Origin of the sequence: Stutzerimonas stutzeri, from assembly GCF_013522825.1 — a bacterium.
Classification (GTDB): domain Bacteria; phylum Pseudomonadota; class Gammaproteobacteria; order Pseudomonadales; family Pseudomonadaceae; genus Stutzerimonas; species Stutzerimonas stutzeri_AK.
Genome location: NZ_JAAMQZ010000028.1, coordinates 1 through 13,195, shown reverse-complemented (window position 1 = coordinate 13,195; position 13,195 = coordinate 1). Strand labels below are relative to the sequence as shown.

Here is a 13,195-nt window from a genome sequence, read left to right as displayed (position 1 = left end):
ACGGCTTGAAGGCGTAATCCGACGAGCAAGACCTCAGCTTCTAGAGGTCAGATCATCCACTCTCCAGTGCCTTTATCGCCTCTCCGGCTCTTTCGGCATTTCCCGCTTGTGCTGCGACTTGTCATAGGTCTCGATAATGATTCGCGCGGCCTCGTCCGAGACCTCGAAGCCCTGCAGGAAGGCGTCGATCTGCTCGTAGCTCACGCCGTAGGCGTCTTCGTCCGGCCTGCCGGGCTTGAGTTCTTCCAGATCGGCGGTGGGCACCTTGTGTACCAGTTGTGACGGAGCCCCCAGCGCTGCGGCAAGCTCCCGGACCTGGCCTTTGACCAACCCTGCCAGGGGCGTCAGGTCGCAGGCGCCGTCGCCGAACTTGGTGAAAAAGCCCATCACCGCCTCGGCCGCATGGTCGGTACCGATGACCAGGCCCTGACGCGCATTGGCGATGGTGTACTGCGCCACCATGCGCATCCTCGCCTTGGTATTACCCAGCACAAAATCCCGCGCAGCATCCGCCAGGGGCTCCAGCGCCTCTGTCGCGCGCGAAAGCCCCAGGACCGCCGCGCCGATATTCACCGTATGGCATTCATCCGGCCCGATGCTATCCACCGCTAGCTGCGCTTCGTCCTCGTCGTGCTGCACCTGATAAGGCAGTCGCACCGCGATGAATCGATAATCATCGCCTTCACCCGCCGCACGCATGCCTTCCACCGCCCGTTGCGCGAGCAGCCCTGCGGTGGTCGAATCGACCCCGCCGCTGATGCCAAGCACCAGAGTTTTCAATCCGGACTCGCGCAGGCATGCCTGGATGAAAGCCACCCGCCGGTTGATTTCAGCCTGAACAGCCTCGGGCCCGTCAAAAGGCGGACACACATCGAGTGCGGCAGCGATCTGCTGCTGACGACCTTGCATTGGCTTACTCCTTCGATAAACGAACAATTCAGTTAACAGGCTGTTGAAAAACTATCTGCGTTGGCAATACTGCGTTAAAAACAGGCCCGGCAAGCCGCTTGCGGCTAACGCGCTTCAGCGCGGCCCGAAGGGCGAACGAAGTGAGTACTGCTCATTTAGACTACTAAACTTCGCGTGATTCGCTGCGGGCCAGCCTGCGGCTGTTACTTCGCTGCGCTACGTTTCTCGCCTGTTTTTGCCTTGTCTTGCCTGCCTCGCCTACGTTTTTCAACGGCCTGTTGCGGTCTGTGGACCGCAGTTTGACAATCCGACCCCATACGCGCCAATAAATCTCCCTCCTTCATGCCACTCGTCACAAGGCTCCGGACGGGGTCCGGGCTGGCTTGATACAGGTCAAGTCTGTACCTGTGTGCCCCCCCTAGAATCCGGCCACTGCAGTCAATCCGAGAACGCACGATGCTCGACGTCATTCGCTGGAATACCGACCTGATCCGTAACTACGATCAGACCGGGCCGCGCTATACCTCGTATCCGACTGCCCTCCAGTTCAATGACAAGGTCGGCTCCTTCGACCTTCTGCATGCCCTGCGTAGCAGTCGCCATGCCAAACGCCCGCTCTCGCTGTATGTGCACCTGCCGTTTTGCGCCAATGCCTGCCACTACTGCACGCGCAACAGGGTCATCACCAAGGACCGCGGCTGCGCACTGCCCTATCTGCAGCGCCTGGAAAGGGAGATCGAAATGATCGCCCGCCACCTTGGGCCTGATCAGGTGGTCGAACAGCTGCACTTTGGCGGTGGCACGCCAACTTTCCTCAGCCATGACGAACTGCGGCGCCTGATGGCGCATCTGCGTGCGCATTTCAATCTGCAGGACGACGACCACGGTGACTTCAGCATCGAAATCGACCCGCGCGAGGCCGACTGGTCGACCATGGGCCTGCTCCGTGAACTGGGCTTCAACCGCATCAGCATCGGCGTGCAGGCACTGGACCCCGAGGTCCAGCGCGCAATCAATCGAATGCAGACGCTGGAGCAGACCCAGGCGATCATCGAAGCCGCCCGAACCCTGCAATACCGTTCGATCAACATCGACCTGCTCTACGGCCTGCCCCTGCAGACACCCGAACGCTTCGCGCAAACCGTGAAGAACGTCATGGCGATGCAGCCGGACCGCGTATCGCTGTTCAGCTATAGCCATGATCCCGAACGTTTTCAGGGGCAGCGTCGAATCAATGCCGCAGAGCTACCTGGCGAGGCAGAGAAGCTGGCGATGCTGCAAGTCGGCGTGGAAGGGCTCACCCATTCCGGCTATCGCTACATCGGCATGGATCATTTCGCCCTGCCAGATGACGAGCTGGCAATGGCCCAGGAAGACGGCACCCTTACCCGCAATTTCCAGGGTTACACCACGCATGGCCATTGCGACCTGATCGGACTGGGAGTCTCGGCCATCAGCCAGATCGGCGACCTGTACTGCCAGAACAACACTGACATAAGCCTCTACCAGCAGTCTCTGGATCAGGAGCAGCTCGCCACCAACCGAGGCCTGCGCTGCAACGAAGACGACCGCATCCGGCGGCAAGTGATTCAGAGCTTCATCTGCGAGTTCGAGCTGCGCTTCGAAGTGATCGAACGCACGTTCAACATCAACTTCAGGGATTACTTCAAGTCAGCCTGGCCAACCCTGGAACAGATGGCCAGCGACGGTCTCATCCAGTTGAGCAAAGACACCATCGCCGTGCTGCCCGCGGGCCGCCTGCTGGTCCGTGCGCTGTGCATGCAGTTCGATCATTACCTGCTACCCGAACACCATCCCAAACGCCTTTCCCAGGCTTTCTGAGTCTGATTGCCGATCGATAACCCTGCGACTGTTGTGCAATTGGCCTAAGCCGGCTGCCTGAGTTAACCTTGCGCAAATCTCGTAAGGTTTTTCAGGATTACCTATGTCCGAGTCGATCAAGGCCCGCACACAGCGGCAAGCTCATTGCAAGGATTGCAGCCTGTCCGGCCTGTGCCTGCCGCTTTCGCTGAACATGCAGGACATGGACGCTCTGGATGAGATCGTCAAGCGTGGACGTCCTTTGAAGAAGGGGGAAATGCTGTTTCGCCAGGGGGATACGTTCAACTCCGTGTTCGCGATCCGCTCCGGCGCTCTGCGCACCTTCAGCGTCACCGACACCGGAGAAGAGCAGATCACCGGTTTTCATCTGCCCAGCGAAATGGTCGGGCTTTCCGGCATGGACACCGAAACCTACCCGGTCTCGGCACAGGCTCTGGAAACCACTTCGGTTTGCGAAATTCCTTTCGAGCGTCTCGATGAACTCAGCGTCCTGTTGCCACAGCTGCGCCGTCAGTTGATGCGTATCATGAGCCGCGAAATCCGCGACGATCAGCAAATGATGCTGCTGCTCTCGAAGAAAACCGCCGATGAGCGCATCGCCACCTTTCTGATCAACCTGTCGGCCCGCTTCAGCGCACGTGGCTTCTCCGCCAACCACTTCCGCCTGCCCATGTCACGCAACGAAATCGGCAGCTATCTGGGGCTGGCAGTCGAAACCGTTTCCAGGGTTTTCACCCGTTGCCAGGCAAGCGGCCTGCTGGAGGCGGAAGGCAAGGAAGTGCGTATCCTCGACTCCATCCGCTTGTGCGCGCTGGCTGGCGGAAACATGGACGCCTGAAGGAGCCCCACCATGATTTTCGATGAATTCACGATCAAGAAACTGATTCGTCCCGTTCCCAACTTCCCAGGGCCCGGTGTGGTGTTTCGGGATATCACCCCACTGCTGCAGTCGCCCAAGGCCCTGCGCATGGTCGCCGACAGCCTGATCCAGCGCTACGTCGAAACCGATTTCAGCCACGTTGGCGCCCTAGATGCGCGCGGCTTCATCATCGGCTCGATCATCGCCTACGAGTTGAACAAGCCGCTGATTCTATTCCGCAAGAAAGGCAAGCTCCCCGCTGATGTACTGGTCGAGTCCTACCAGAGCGAGTATGGCGAAGCCTTTCTCGAGGTCCATGCCGACAGCTTCTGCGAAGGTGACTCGGTACTGCTGCTCGATGACCTGATCGCCACGGGCGGCACCTTCATCGCCGCGGCCCAACTGGTGCGGCGCATGGGCGCACAGATATACGAAGCCGCAGCGATCATCGACCTGCCCGAACTGGGCGGCTCGCAAAAACTTCAGGATATGGGCATCCCGACCTTTACTCTGACGGCTTTCGAGCTCAAAGAGCGTTAACAGCTTAAAAACTGGCTGCGTTGGCAATACTGCGTTAAAAACAGGCTCAGCAAGCCGCTTGTGGCTAACGCGCTTCAGCGCGGCCCGAAGGGCGAACGAAGTGAGTACTGCTCATTTAGACCACTAAACTCCGCGTGATTCGCTGCGCTCACCCTGCGGGCCAGCCTGCGGCTGTTACTTCGCTGCGCTACGTTTCTCGCCTGTCTTTGCCTTGTCTTGCCTGCCTCGCCTACGTTTTTAACGATTATTGCAAAGCTGCTGCGTTGGCAATAGTGATGGCCCGTCACTGCGGCGGGCTACAGTCGAGCCAAGCCCTCTGACGAACAAGACCGCCATGCTTGCTTCCCTACTTTTGCGCTGCCTGCTGATCGGCACGCTCGCCTTCACCCTCCCGGCATTCGCCCTGGATCGCAACGCCCTGCTGGACGAGGCCAATCTGTTGCTGCTGCCGCGTGAACGCCCCCTGCCCAACATCGAACTGATCGACCAGGACGGCCAGCCCTTCGAAACCCAGGCGCTACGCAACCGTTGGCACATTGTCTTCTTCGGTTTCACCGCCTGCCCGGATATCTGCCCCACCACGCTCAGCGACATGCGTCGGGTGTTCGCCCAGCTACCGAACGAGCTGCGCGAACAAGTGCAACTGGTGATGGTCACCGCCGACCCGGCACGCGACACGCCCAGCCAGCTGAAAACCTATCTGGGCTACTACCGCGCGGGCTTTACCGGTCTGACCGGCGAGATGACGCAACTGCAAAGGTTATCCAAGGCACTGGGCCTGCCGTTCGTTCCAGCCAGCATGACCGAAGGCGACTACAGTGTCGCCCATAGCGGCAACCTCGCACTGATCGCCTCCGACGGCACCCTGCGTGGACATATCCGCGCGCCGTTCAAGCTCGAAGAGTTGCCCAAGGCTTTGGCTCAGGTCCTGAGACAACCCTGACGGGCAGCTCAGTGGCAATCCAGAGTATCGGCCAGCACATAGGCTTGAAACGCTACTTCATCGATCCAGAAGCGGATCAGTTCTTCCAGCGTCCCCTCTTCCTTCCACTGCGCCAGCAACCCGTCGATGCGCGCCTGCAGCACGGCATCCGGCGTGCTGATACGCAGCTGCTGCTCGCCTTCGGGCAGAGCCGCCAGCAGGCTGTCGTAACGACGCCACTCGGGCAGCTTCGCTATTTCCGCAAGCAGGCGCTGGTCGTCAACCACCGAGCGGCATTCACCAAGCTTGAGGCCGATCAGGGCATGTGCGGTGCTGGGGTATTCACGCGGCTGTGCGCCGAAGCGCTGCGTAACCAACTGCGCGTAAGGGCTGGCCGCAACGAGACAGACCGGCTGGTTGCGAAGATGCTGCCAATCTGCGACACCGCCTTCGTTGGCCGTCAGGGCGGCGGGGACCGACTGGTAGTAGAGCGGGCCAGCGTCTACCGGCCCCAGCCGCAGGTTGGCGCTGTCAGGCTGATGCGTAATGGTTACCGCCTGCCCCAGCGCCTCACCTAAAACCTCCAGCAGTGCCGACTCGAAGCTGTCCGTTTCGGTGCTCGACAAGATGCGGTATTCCGGCAGCGTCGCCTGCAGCGGCTGTGCAGATGCCAGGACCGGCCCCAGCAGGGCCGGCAACAAGACTAGAAACGGTAATACGCGCACGGCAAGCGACCTCAGACGTATTGGTAGCGCAGCATCCTCTGCTTGAATTTTTCCAGCACCACCTGATCGATCAGGGTGGCGAGGATGGCGATCACCAGAATATTCATCATCACGCCGCTCATGTCGGCGATCTCACCTGAATACGCCAGCGAACGTCCCAGGCCCTGGCCGAAACCGATCAGCATTTCAGCGGAAATCAGCGCACGCCAGGCGTTGCCGAACGCCAGCTGGGCACCGGTGATCAACTCCGGCATTACCGCCGGCAGGTAGACACGGCGCAGCAACTGCCAGCGTGACGCCCCCATCACCCGCGCGGCGGCGACATGTACCGGCTGCACGCTTTCGGTGGCATTCATCACCGACAACGCCATGGGGAAGAATGCGGCCAGCGCCACCACCACGATGATCGGCAGGTTGCCAAAGCCCATGACGATCAGGAACAGCGGTACCCAGGCAATCGAGGGAATCGACTGCAGGATGACGATGGCCGAGCGCAGGATTTCACGGAAGAAGAACAGCACCCCGCCGACCAGGCCAAAGCCGATACCGAACAGCAAGGCAAAGCTGTAGCCACTTCCGAGACGACTCATGCTGCCGTACAGGCCTTCGCGAAATGCTGGCTCCTGTACCGTGGTGAACAGCCGCTCAAGCACCGTGGGAATTCCCGGCATCAGGAATGACGGCAGGCTCCAGGCCGCCGCCTGCCAGATCAGCAGGATGAACAGAACCGCCAGCACCACGGCGAGGTATTTTTTCGGGCCGGTTAGACGACGTGGCTGACTCATGGCTGGCCGACCTCCGTCTTGATGCCCAGCAAGCGCAGGATCTCGGTTCGCTCAGCGGCGAACGCGGTCAGATCATGGCTCTTTTCGCAATGGGTGAAGTTGAAGGTTTTCAGCACCTGCGCCGGGCGCGCGCTGAATACCAGCACATGGTCGGCCAGGTACAGCGCCTCATCGACATCATGGGTCACCAGCAGCACGGTGGGCTGGTGCTGCTTGATCAGTTCCAGTAACACGTCCTGCAGTGCCATACGGGTCAGCGCATCCAGTGCACCGAAGGGCTCATCGAGCAGCAGCACTTCGGGTTTGGCGATAAAGGCACGCGCCAAGGCCGTGCGCTGACGCATGCCGCCGGAGACCTGGTGCGGGTAGTAATGCTCGAAACCATCCAGACTCACCCGCGCCAGCCAGTCCGCTGCCTGCTCGAAAGCGCTGGCCTTGGCCACGCCCTGCAGCTCCAGCGCCATGGCGACGTTGCCTTGCAGGCTCAGCCACGGGTAAAGCGCGTGCTCCTGGAACACCAGCGTGCGGCGGGGGCTCGGGCCGGGAATCTTCTCGCCATCGGCCAGCACACGGCCAGCGGTGGGGTTTTCCAGTCCGGCCACCAAGTGCAGCAGGGTCGATTTGCCGCAGCCGGAAGGTCCGACCAACGCCACCAGTTCGCCCTGGGCGAACTCGGCATTGAAGCCTTTGATGACCTCAAGCTGCCCGAACCGCTTGTCTACTTCTTCGAATCTGAGTTGCATGAAAAACCTGAAAGAACTTCGCCGGCGACAGCCGGCAGAATGAAAACTGCCCGGCACGTGGCCGGGCAATGAGCGATCAGCAGCATCAACGGCCTGTCAACAGGGCGCTGATGAAGCGATCAGAGTTCGCGTGCTTCCTGCCAGGACAGGTCCAGGATCGCGCGGGTATCGAACGGCTTGCCGTCGCGGGTCTTCAGCGAACCCAGCTCCTGCAGAATATCGGCCAGTTCCTGAATGCGCGCCAGATCAGCCTCATCCAGTTTCGCAGTGAAATCCTGGGTGGCGATGGCTTCCTCGATCACCACTTCACGCGGCAGCTCGCCACGCTCCAGGGTCTTGAGCGTCGGCTCGGCGATGAAATAGCCGGCGATCAGCCTGGCGGCTTCGGCAGGCTGGTTCTCCAGCAATTCGATGGCTTCGCGCTGAGCATCGAGGGATTTCCACACGGCCTCCTTGCGCTTGCTCAGGGTTTCGCCGGAGGTGATCACCACCATGCAGGGGAAAGGCCAGACTTCACCGATCTCGTAGATCTGCTTGACCGGAGCCACCAGCTGGGCGATGCGGTCATAGGGTTCGAACAGGAAGGCTGCATCGACCCGCCCGGACACCAGCGACTGTACGGCAACTGCCGGGCTGACACCCATGATGTTCACATCGCTGGGCGCCAGCCCGGCAGCCTTCAGCGTGACACCACGCAGTACCGAATCGGCAGTGCTGCCCTCGCGCTGCGAAGCCAGACGGTGCCCCTTGAGACCAGCAACATCCTCGATACCGGTTTCGTTGCGCACCAGAATCGAGTGATAGCCCTGCTGGGCTCCGCCAACCACCTTCAGATCGGCGCCCTTGGAGGCCCAGGCAACGGCATTGGTGAAACCCAGCACCCCGGTGTCCAGCTGCCCACCGACGATGGCCTTGATCAGATCGGTACCGGAACTGAATTCGACCAGCTCGACGTCCAGGCCATGCTTCTTGTACAACTGCGCCTCATGGGCAACCATCGCCTGGGCATCATCCATGACGCGGATGTAGCCAACCTTGAATGTTTCCTGTGCCTGCGCGAATGCGCTCATCAGCAACAGAGCGGGGACCAGCCAGTACCTTGCCTTCATCTTCGACCTCAACGCTGTGCACGCTTGCGATATATAACCAAAAGAAAGCTTATTATTCTACCTGGTTATATATCTTCATTGGCTTAGAACTTTACACGATCTGATGCATAGCCTGCACCTCTTGGCTGGCCATATGCTCCAGACGGAAAGTTATATCGATGCAGTGATTGGCACTGATGTAGGTCGGCTAGCGAAGCGTAATCCGACGATCTGGATACCTGATCCGACAAACTGATGCACAGGCAACCGCAAGCAAGGCTTTCGCCCTATGCCGTCTGATCGTTCTCGTCGGGTCGGTGAAGCGTGACCCGGCCTACAGATGGATGGTCTTGCGCCCGGCCAGCGCGTGGGCCAGAGTGCCGCCATCCACCAGGTCCAATTCGCCGCCCAACGGCACACCATGCGCGATCCGGCTGAGGGTCAGCCCCTTGGGGATCAACAGCTGCGCGATGTAATGGGCGGTGGCCTCGCCTTCCACGGTCGGGTTGGTGGCCAAGATCACTTCGCTGAAACTGCCTGCGGCAACACGTGTCAGTAATTCGGGAATACCGATGGCTTCCGGCCCCAGGCCATCGAGGGGCGACAGATGCCCCTTGAGCACGAAATAGCGACCACGAAAGCCGGTCTGCTCGACCGCGAAGACATCCACCGGACTCTGCACGATGCACAGCAGGCTATCGTCCCGGCGCGGATCAGCACACTGCGCGCACAGCGCCTCTTCGCTGAGGGTGCGGCACTGCTGGCAATAAGCGACATTCTCCATCGCCCGCGTCAGCGCCTGGGCCAGACGCAAACCACCACTGCGATCACGCTCGAGCATCTGCAGGGCCATGCGTTGTGCCGTCTTCTGCCCAACGCCGGGAAGAATGCGCAATGCGTCGATGAGTTGGCGAATCAGGGGGCTGAAGCTCATGGAAATCCCGAAGCTGGAAGCTGGAAGCTGGAAGCTGGAAGCTGGAAGCTAGTGTCAGAGGCCGCGGCCAACGCCGGTCAAGCTCTTTCTTCCAGCTTCGGGCTTCAAGCTTTCAGCTGCTTTTTAGAACGGCATCTTGAAGCCGGGAGGGAGTTGCATGCCGGCGGTCATACCGGACATTTTTTCCTGGCTGTTCGCCTCGATCTTGCGTACCGCATCGTTCACGGCGGCGGCAATCAGGTCTTCGAGGATGTCCTTGTCTTCCTGCATCAGGCTGTCATCGAGGCTGACGTGCTTGACGTCGTGACGACCGTTCATCACCACACTGACCAGGCCAGCGCCGGATTGGCCGGTCACTTCAGCGTTCGCCAGCTCTTCCTGCATTTTCTGCATCTTTTCCTGCATCTGCTGCGCCTGCTTCATCAGGCCGGCCATGCCACCTTTCATCATGGGGATTTCCTCGGGTCGATCAGGGTTGTTCCAGGGGTTCGATGGTGCCCTCGCGGATCACCGCCGCAAATTGCTGCATCAGTTGTTGGACCAGCGGATCGGACTGGATCGACTGCTCGGCGGCCTGCTGCCGCTGCGTACGATACCGGGCCGCCGCCTGAGCCGGGGTTTCCTGTTGCGGTGTCTGCAGTTCGATCACCAGCTTCAGGGGCCGGCCATGATACTGATCGAGCGCCTCGTTCAGGCGCCGTTGCTGGGTTGCATTGAACAGTGCGCTCTGCGCCGGGTCCAGGTGCATCAGCCAGCGATCATCCTCGACCGAAATCAGCGTGCAGTTGGAGGCGATACTGCCAGTCAGGCCAGACAAGCCCAGCTTGAGATAGATGCTCTGCCACTCCGCGGCCAGGCCTGTGGCCGGCTCCATGGCAAGCGCAGGCTCGGCGATTTCGGCAGCGGGTTCGAATGATTCCAGCGTGTCCAGATAGGCTTCGGCCTGGGTTTCAGCCTCGAAATAATCCTCATCGCTCAACGGTGGCTCGTCATCATCCACCTCTTCGACCGGAACCGGCGCAGTGGCGGGCTCAATCGGCTCGGTAACGGCCTGCGCCGGTTCGCTGCGGGCGGGCGGCTCCAAAACAGCCGGGGCTGGACGCTCTTCCCAGGGCAGATCGATGGGCGGCGCTGCGGGCATAAACTGTGCCGCCGGTTCCTCGGCAACGGGCGCCTGCGCAGGCTCTTCTGAGGGCTCTTCGAAAGCCGACTCAGCGACAGCATCAGAAGCAGGCTGCGCCAGAACTTCAGGCTCGACGGCAACACTGGATGGCACAGGTGCAGCGGCGACAGGCACCGCGGGCGCAGCTGCAAGCATCGTGGCGGCCACCGGCGCCGCCTGGGAATCAGTCGTGGCCGGACTGATTCCCTGATTCTTTAAGGGTGTTCGCGGCGCGTTTTCACTACCCGCCGGGCGAAACGCCAGCATGCGCAGCAGGACCATCTCGAAGCCACTGCGCGGGTCCGGCGCCAACGGCAGATCGCGCCGACCGATCAAGCCCATCTGGTAATAGAACTGCACGTCCTCGGCAGGCAGCGCCTGGGCCAGAGCCAGCACCCGCTCGCGATCACCCTGGCCATTGTCCACCGCCTCCGGCAGCGCCTGGGCAATGGCCACGCGGTGCAGCACGTTGAGTATTTCCGCCAGCACGCCGCCCCAGTCGGGACCTTGCTCGGCCAGATGGCGAACCGCCTCCAGCAACGCACGGGCATCACCTTCCAGCAGCGCCTGCAACACGCCGTAGACCTGACCATGATCGAGGGTGCCGAGCATGCTGCGCACATCCTCGGCCAGCACCTTGCCTTCGCCGAAGGCGATCGCCTGGTCGGTCAGGCTCATGGCATCGCGCATCGAACCGTCGGCGGCACGCCCCAGCAGCCAGAGCGCATCGGGCTCGAAGGGTACGTTTTCCGCACCCAGCACATGGGTCAGGTGCTCGACCACCCTTTCCGGCAGCATGTTCTTCAGCGAGAACTGCAGGCAGCGCGAAAGAATGGTGACGGGCAACTTCTGCGGATCGGTGGTGGCCAGCAGGAACTTGACGTGCGGCGGCGGCTCTTCGAGCGTCTTCAGCAGCGCATTGAACGAATGCGACGAAAGCATGTGCACTTCGTCGATCAGATAGACCTTGAAGCGACCCCGGCTGGGTGCGTACTGCACGTTGTCCAGCAGCTCACGGGTATCTTCGACCTTGGTGCGACTCGCGGCATCGACTTCGATCAGGTCGACGAAACGCCCTTCGTCGATCTCGCGACACACCGAACATTCGCCACAAGGCATGGAGCTGACGCCGGTTTCGCAGTTCAGGCACTTGGCGATGATCCGCGCGATGGTGGTCTTGCCGACGCCACGGGTGCCGGTGAACAGATAGGCATGGTGCAGACGCTGACTGTCCAGCGCATTGATCAGGGCCTTGAGCACGTGCGTCTGCCCGACCATTTCGCGGAACGAGCGTGGACGCCATTTGCGGGCTAGAACCTGATAACTCATAACACCATCGCGGGGAAAGCAGGTCGGGTAGGGACAGGCCATTACTGGCCCGTCCCCCCCTAAGAACCGTACGTGCGGCTTTCACCGCATACGGCTCAAGTTTACGAAAAGCCAGCCAAGAGGCTAACCGACATTAATGGTGCGAGATATTAGCATCTCTGGCCACCGTATCGCAGAGTTACCTTTTCACGCCGGCTATGCACCAGCGCATGACAGTTGGGATGAAGCAGCACACGGTTCCTCAAGGTATCCGTCCCGCCGTCCACACGCCTGATGACGTGATGGTCGTGCCAACCGGTTTCCTTGTTGATCGCGTGCCCGCACAGGGCACATAGCCCCTTCTGCCTACGGAAGATGCTGAGGATCTGTCCTCGATAACGCAGCGTGTGCTGCATCCGTTGAACCCTCAACGCCTCCCACTTCAGCTCCTGCGTCGCGTCGTAGGGCTGACACTCTCCCGATAAACGCTTGTGACGCACGATTGCGGTCTCCGCCAGCTCGTACAGCCGCCGGAACTGCCTTTCTCCCTTGCCATTTTTGTAGGGATACGCAAACACCCAGTTCTGCCCACCTATGGATCGGAAGTATTTTTTCCTGATCCAGTCAGCCGACTTCCGCGGATGCCTCCGCTTCGCCCACCTCCAGAGTCGCCAGAAGATAAGGCTATCCAGCTTGCTGAAGGTTTGTTTTGCCACGACCGTGGAGTGGTATTGCGCCCACCCCTTCAGTACCGGGTTCAGCTGGCCGATCAACGCGTCCTGCGTCAGTGCTCCGCTGCCTTTGATGATCTCACGCACTTTCCGATAGAACGCCGAGACGTTCTTCTTCGAGGGCTTGATCAGCAGCTTGGCGTTCCTATACGGCGATTTCGGCACGTACTTCCTGAAATTCCACCCCAGAAAATCGAAGCCTTGGTGGATGTGCGTGATCTGCGTTTTCTCCCGTGACAGCGCAACCCCTCGTGCCGACAGGAATTGCTCTACCCAAGGTTTGACCACGTCCTCTAACAGCTCTTTCGAGGCTGCCGTAACGACAAAGTCATCCGCATAGCGAACACACTGCACCTTGCTCTTCTTAGCGTTCCGGACCCCCAACTTCTTCACCAGATGGCGCTTTAGCTGAGTCTCCAGACCATTCAGGGTGGCGTTTGCCAGACAGGGCGAGATGATCCCGCCTTGCGGCGTCCCGGCCTCCGTAGCCATGAGTTGTCGCCGGTCGATAACCCCGGCCTTCAACCATTTGCGCAGCACCTTCCTGTCCATCGGAACATTCCGGCACAGCCACTCGTGGTTGATATTGTCGAAGAACCCCTTGATGTCACCTTCCAGAATCCAGACCGGCGCCTTTTGTGACGACA

13 protein-coding genes are annotated in these 13,195 nt (G+C 60.4%); 4 read left to right on the top strand and 9 right to left on the bottom strand.

What is annotated here, in order from left to right:
- Positions 1-72 precede the first annotated feature (72 nt).
- Complete coding sequence (gene nadE / locus G7020_RS16605) at positions 73-909, bottom strand: ammonia-dependent NAD(+) synthetase (RefSeq protein WP_181086294.1); 837 nt, start codon at positions 907-909, stop codon at positions 73-75.
- A gap of 456 nt (positions 910-1,365) precedes the next feature.
- Between nadE and hemN the strand changes: the two genes are divergently transcribed.
- The 4 genes from hemN (at position 1,366) to G7020_RS16585 (ending at position 5,093) form a co-directional block, all read left to right on the top strand.
- Complete coding sequence (gene hemN / locus G7020_RS16600) at positions 1,366-2,751, top strand: oxygen-independent coproporphyrinogen III oxidase (protein ID WP_181086293.1); 1,386 nt, start codon at positions 1,366-1,368, stop codon at positions 2,749-2,751.
- A 103-nt stretch (positions 2,752-2,854) separates the two neighbouring features.
- Entirely contained in the window at positions 2,855-3,589 is a 735-nt protein-coding gene (gene fnr, locus G7020_RS16595; protein ID WP_181086292.1) for a fumarate/nitrate reduction transcriptional regulator Fnr, read from the top strand.
- A 12-nt stretch (positions 3,590-3,601) separates the two neighbouring features.
- Positions 3,602-4,150 carry an adenine phosphoribosyltransferase gene (locus tag G7020_RS16590; protein ID WP_181086291.1) on the top strand — a complete coding sequence of 183 codons (549 nt, stop codon included), beginning with the start codon at positions 3,602-3,604 and terminating at the stop codon, positions 4,148-4,150.
- Positions 4,151-4,484: 334 nt separating this feature from the next.
- Positions 4,485-5,093, top strand: a complete 609-nt coding sequence (locus G7020_RS16585; RefSeq protein WP_181086290.1) for an SCO family protein — start codon at positions 4,485-4,487, stop codon at positions 5,091-5,093.
- A gap of 8 nt (positions 5,094-5,101) precedes the next feature.
- Here the strand turns inward: G7020_RS16585 and G7020_RS16580 are convergent, their stop codons facing one another.
- From G7020_RS16580 to G7020_RS16545, 8 genes are all read right to left on the bottom strand, one after another.
- Positions 5,102-5,797: a transporter substrate-binding domain-containing protein gene (locus G7020_RS16580; RefSeq protein WP_181086289.1), complete on the bottom strand. Its 696-nt coding sequence runs from the start codon at positions 5,795-5,797 to the stop codon at positions 5,102-5,104.
- Between the two features lie 11 nt (positions 5,798-5,808).
- Positions 5,809-6,582 (bottom strand): ABC transporter permease, encoded by a 774-nt coding sequence (locus G7020_RS16575; RefSeq protein WP_181086288.1) that lies wholly within the window; start codon positions 6,580-6,582, stop codon positions 5,809-5,811.
- Positions 6,579-7,325, bottom strand: coding sequence for an ABC transporter ATP-binding protein (locus tag G7020_RS16570; RefSeq protein ID WP_181086287.1), 747 nt, complete (start codon positions 7,323-7,325; stop codon positions 6,579-6,581). Before G7020_RS16570 ends, G7020_RS16575 begins: the two co-directional genes overlap by 4 nt.
- Positions 7,326-7,444: 119 nt before the next feature.
- Positions 7,445-8,434, bottom strand: a complete 990-nt coding sequence (locus G7020_RS16565; RefSeq protein ID WP_181086286.1) for an ABC transporter substrate-binding protein — start codon at positions 8,432-8,434, stop codon at positions 7,445-7,447.
- Positions 8,435-8,747: 313 nt separating this feature from the next.
- Positions 8,748-9,347, bottom strand: a complete 600-nt coding sequence (gene recR / locus G7020_RS16560; RefSeq protein WP_181086285.1) for a recombination mediator RecR — start codon at positions 9,345-9,347, stop codon at positions 8,748-8,750.
- 123 nt (positions 9,348-9,470) lie between these two features.
- Positions 9,471-9,797 carry a YbaB/EbfC family nucleoid-associated protein gene (locus tag G7020_RS16555; protein WP_181086284.1) on the bottom strand — a complete coding sequence of 109 codons (327 nt, stop codon included), beginning with the start codon at positions 9,795-9,797 and terminating at the stop codon, positions 9,471-9,473.
- 19 nt (positions 9,798-9,816) lie between these two features.
- The gene (dnaX, locus tag G7020_RS16550) at positions 9,817-11,838 is read right to left on the bottom strand and encodes a DNA polymerase III subunit gamma/tau (RefSeq protein ID WP_181086283.1); all 2,022 of its coding nucleotides are present in this window, start codon (positions 11,836-11,838) and stop codon (positions 9,817-9,819) included.
- 149 nt (positions 11,839-11,987) lie between these two features.
- Positions 11,988-13,195, bottom strand: a 1,208-nt coding sequence (locus G7020_RS16545) for a group II intron reverse transcriptase (RefSeq protein ID WP_181086282.1), incomplete at its 5' end; no start/stop codon positions are given.

What these genes read in the sequence shown, in the direction of transcription:
- nadE (WP_181086294.1), bottom strand. Translation starts at nt 909, where the DNA reads ATGCAAGGTCGTCAGCAGCAGATCGCTGCCGCACTCGATGTGTGTCCG.
- hemN (WP_181086293.1), top strand. Translation starts at nt 1,366, where the DNA reads ATGCTCGACGTCATTCGCTGGAATACCGACCTGATCCGTAACTACGAT.
- fnr (WP_181086292.1), top strand. Translation starts at nt 2,855, where the DNA reads ATGTCCGAGTCGATCAAGGCCCGCACACAGCGGCAAGCTCATTGCAAG.
- G7020_RS16590 (WP_181086291.1), top strand. Translation starts at nt 3,602, where the DNA reads ATGATTTTCGATGAATTCACGATCAAGAAACTGATTCGTCCCGTTCCC.
- G7020_RS16585 (WP_181086290.1), top strand. Translation starts at nt 4,485, where the DNA reads ATGCTTGCTTCCCTACTTTTGCGCTGCCTGCTGATCGGCACGCTCGCC.
- G7020_RS16575 (WP_181086288.1), bottom strand. Translation starts at nt 6,582, where the DNA reads ATGAGTCAGCCACGTCGTCTAACCGGCCCGAAAAAATACCTCGCCGTG.
- G7020_RS16570 (WP_181086287.1), bottom strand. Translation starts at nt 7,325, where the DNA reads ATGCAACTCAGATTCGAAGAAGTAGACAAGCGGTTCGGGCAGCTTGAG.
- G7020_RS16565 (WP_181086286.1), bottom strand. Translation starts at nt 8,434, where the DNA reads ATGAAGGCAAGGTACTGGCTGGTCCCCGCTCTGTTGCTGATGAGCGCA.
- recR (WP_181086285.1), bottom strand. Translation starts at nt 9,347, where the DNA reads ATGAGCTTCAGCCCCCTGATTCGCCAACTCATCGACGCATTGCGCATT.
- G7020_RS16555 (WP_181086284.1), bottom strand. Translation starts at nt 9,797, where the DNA reads ATGATGAAAGGTGGCATGGCCGGCCTGATGAAGCAGGCGCAGCAGATG.
- dnaX (WP_181086283.1), bottom strand. Translation starts at nt 11,838, where the DNA reads ATGAGTTATCAGGTTCTAGCCCGCAAATGGCGTCCACGCTCGTTCCGC.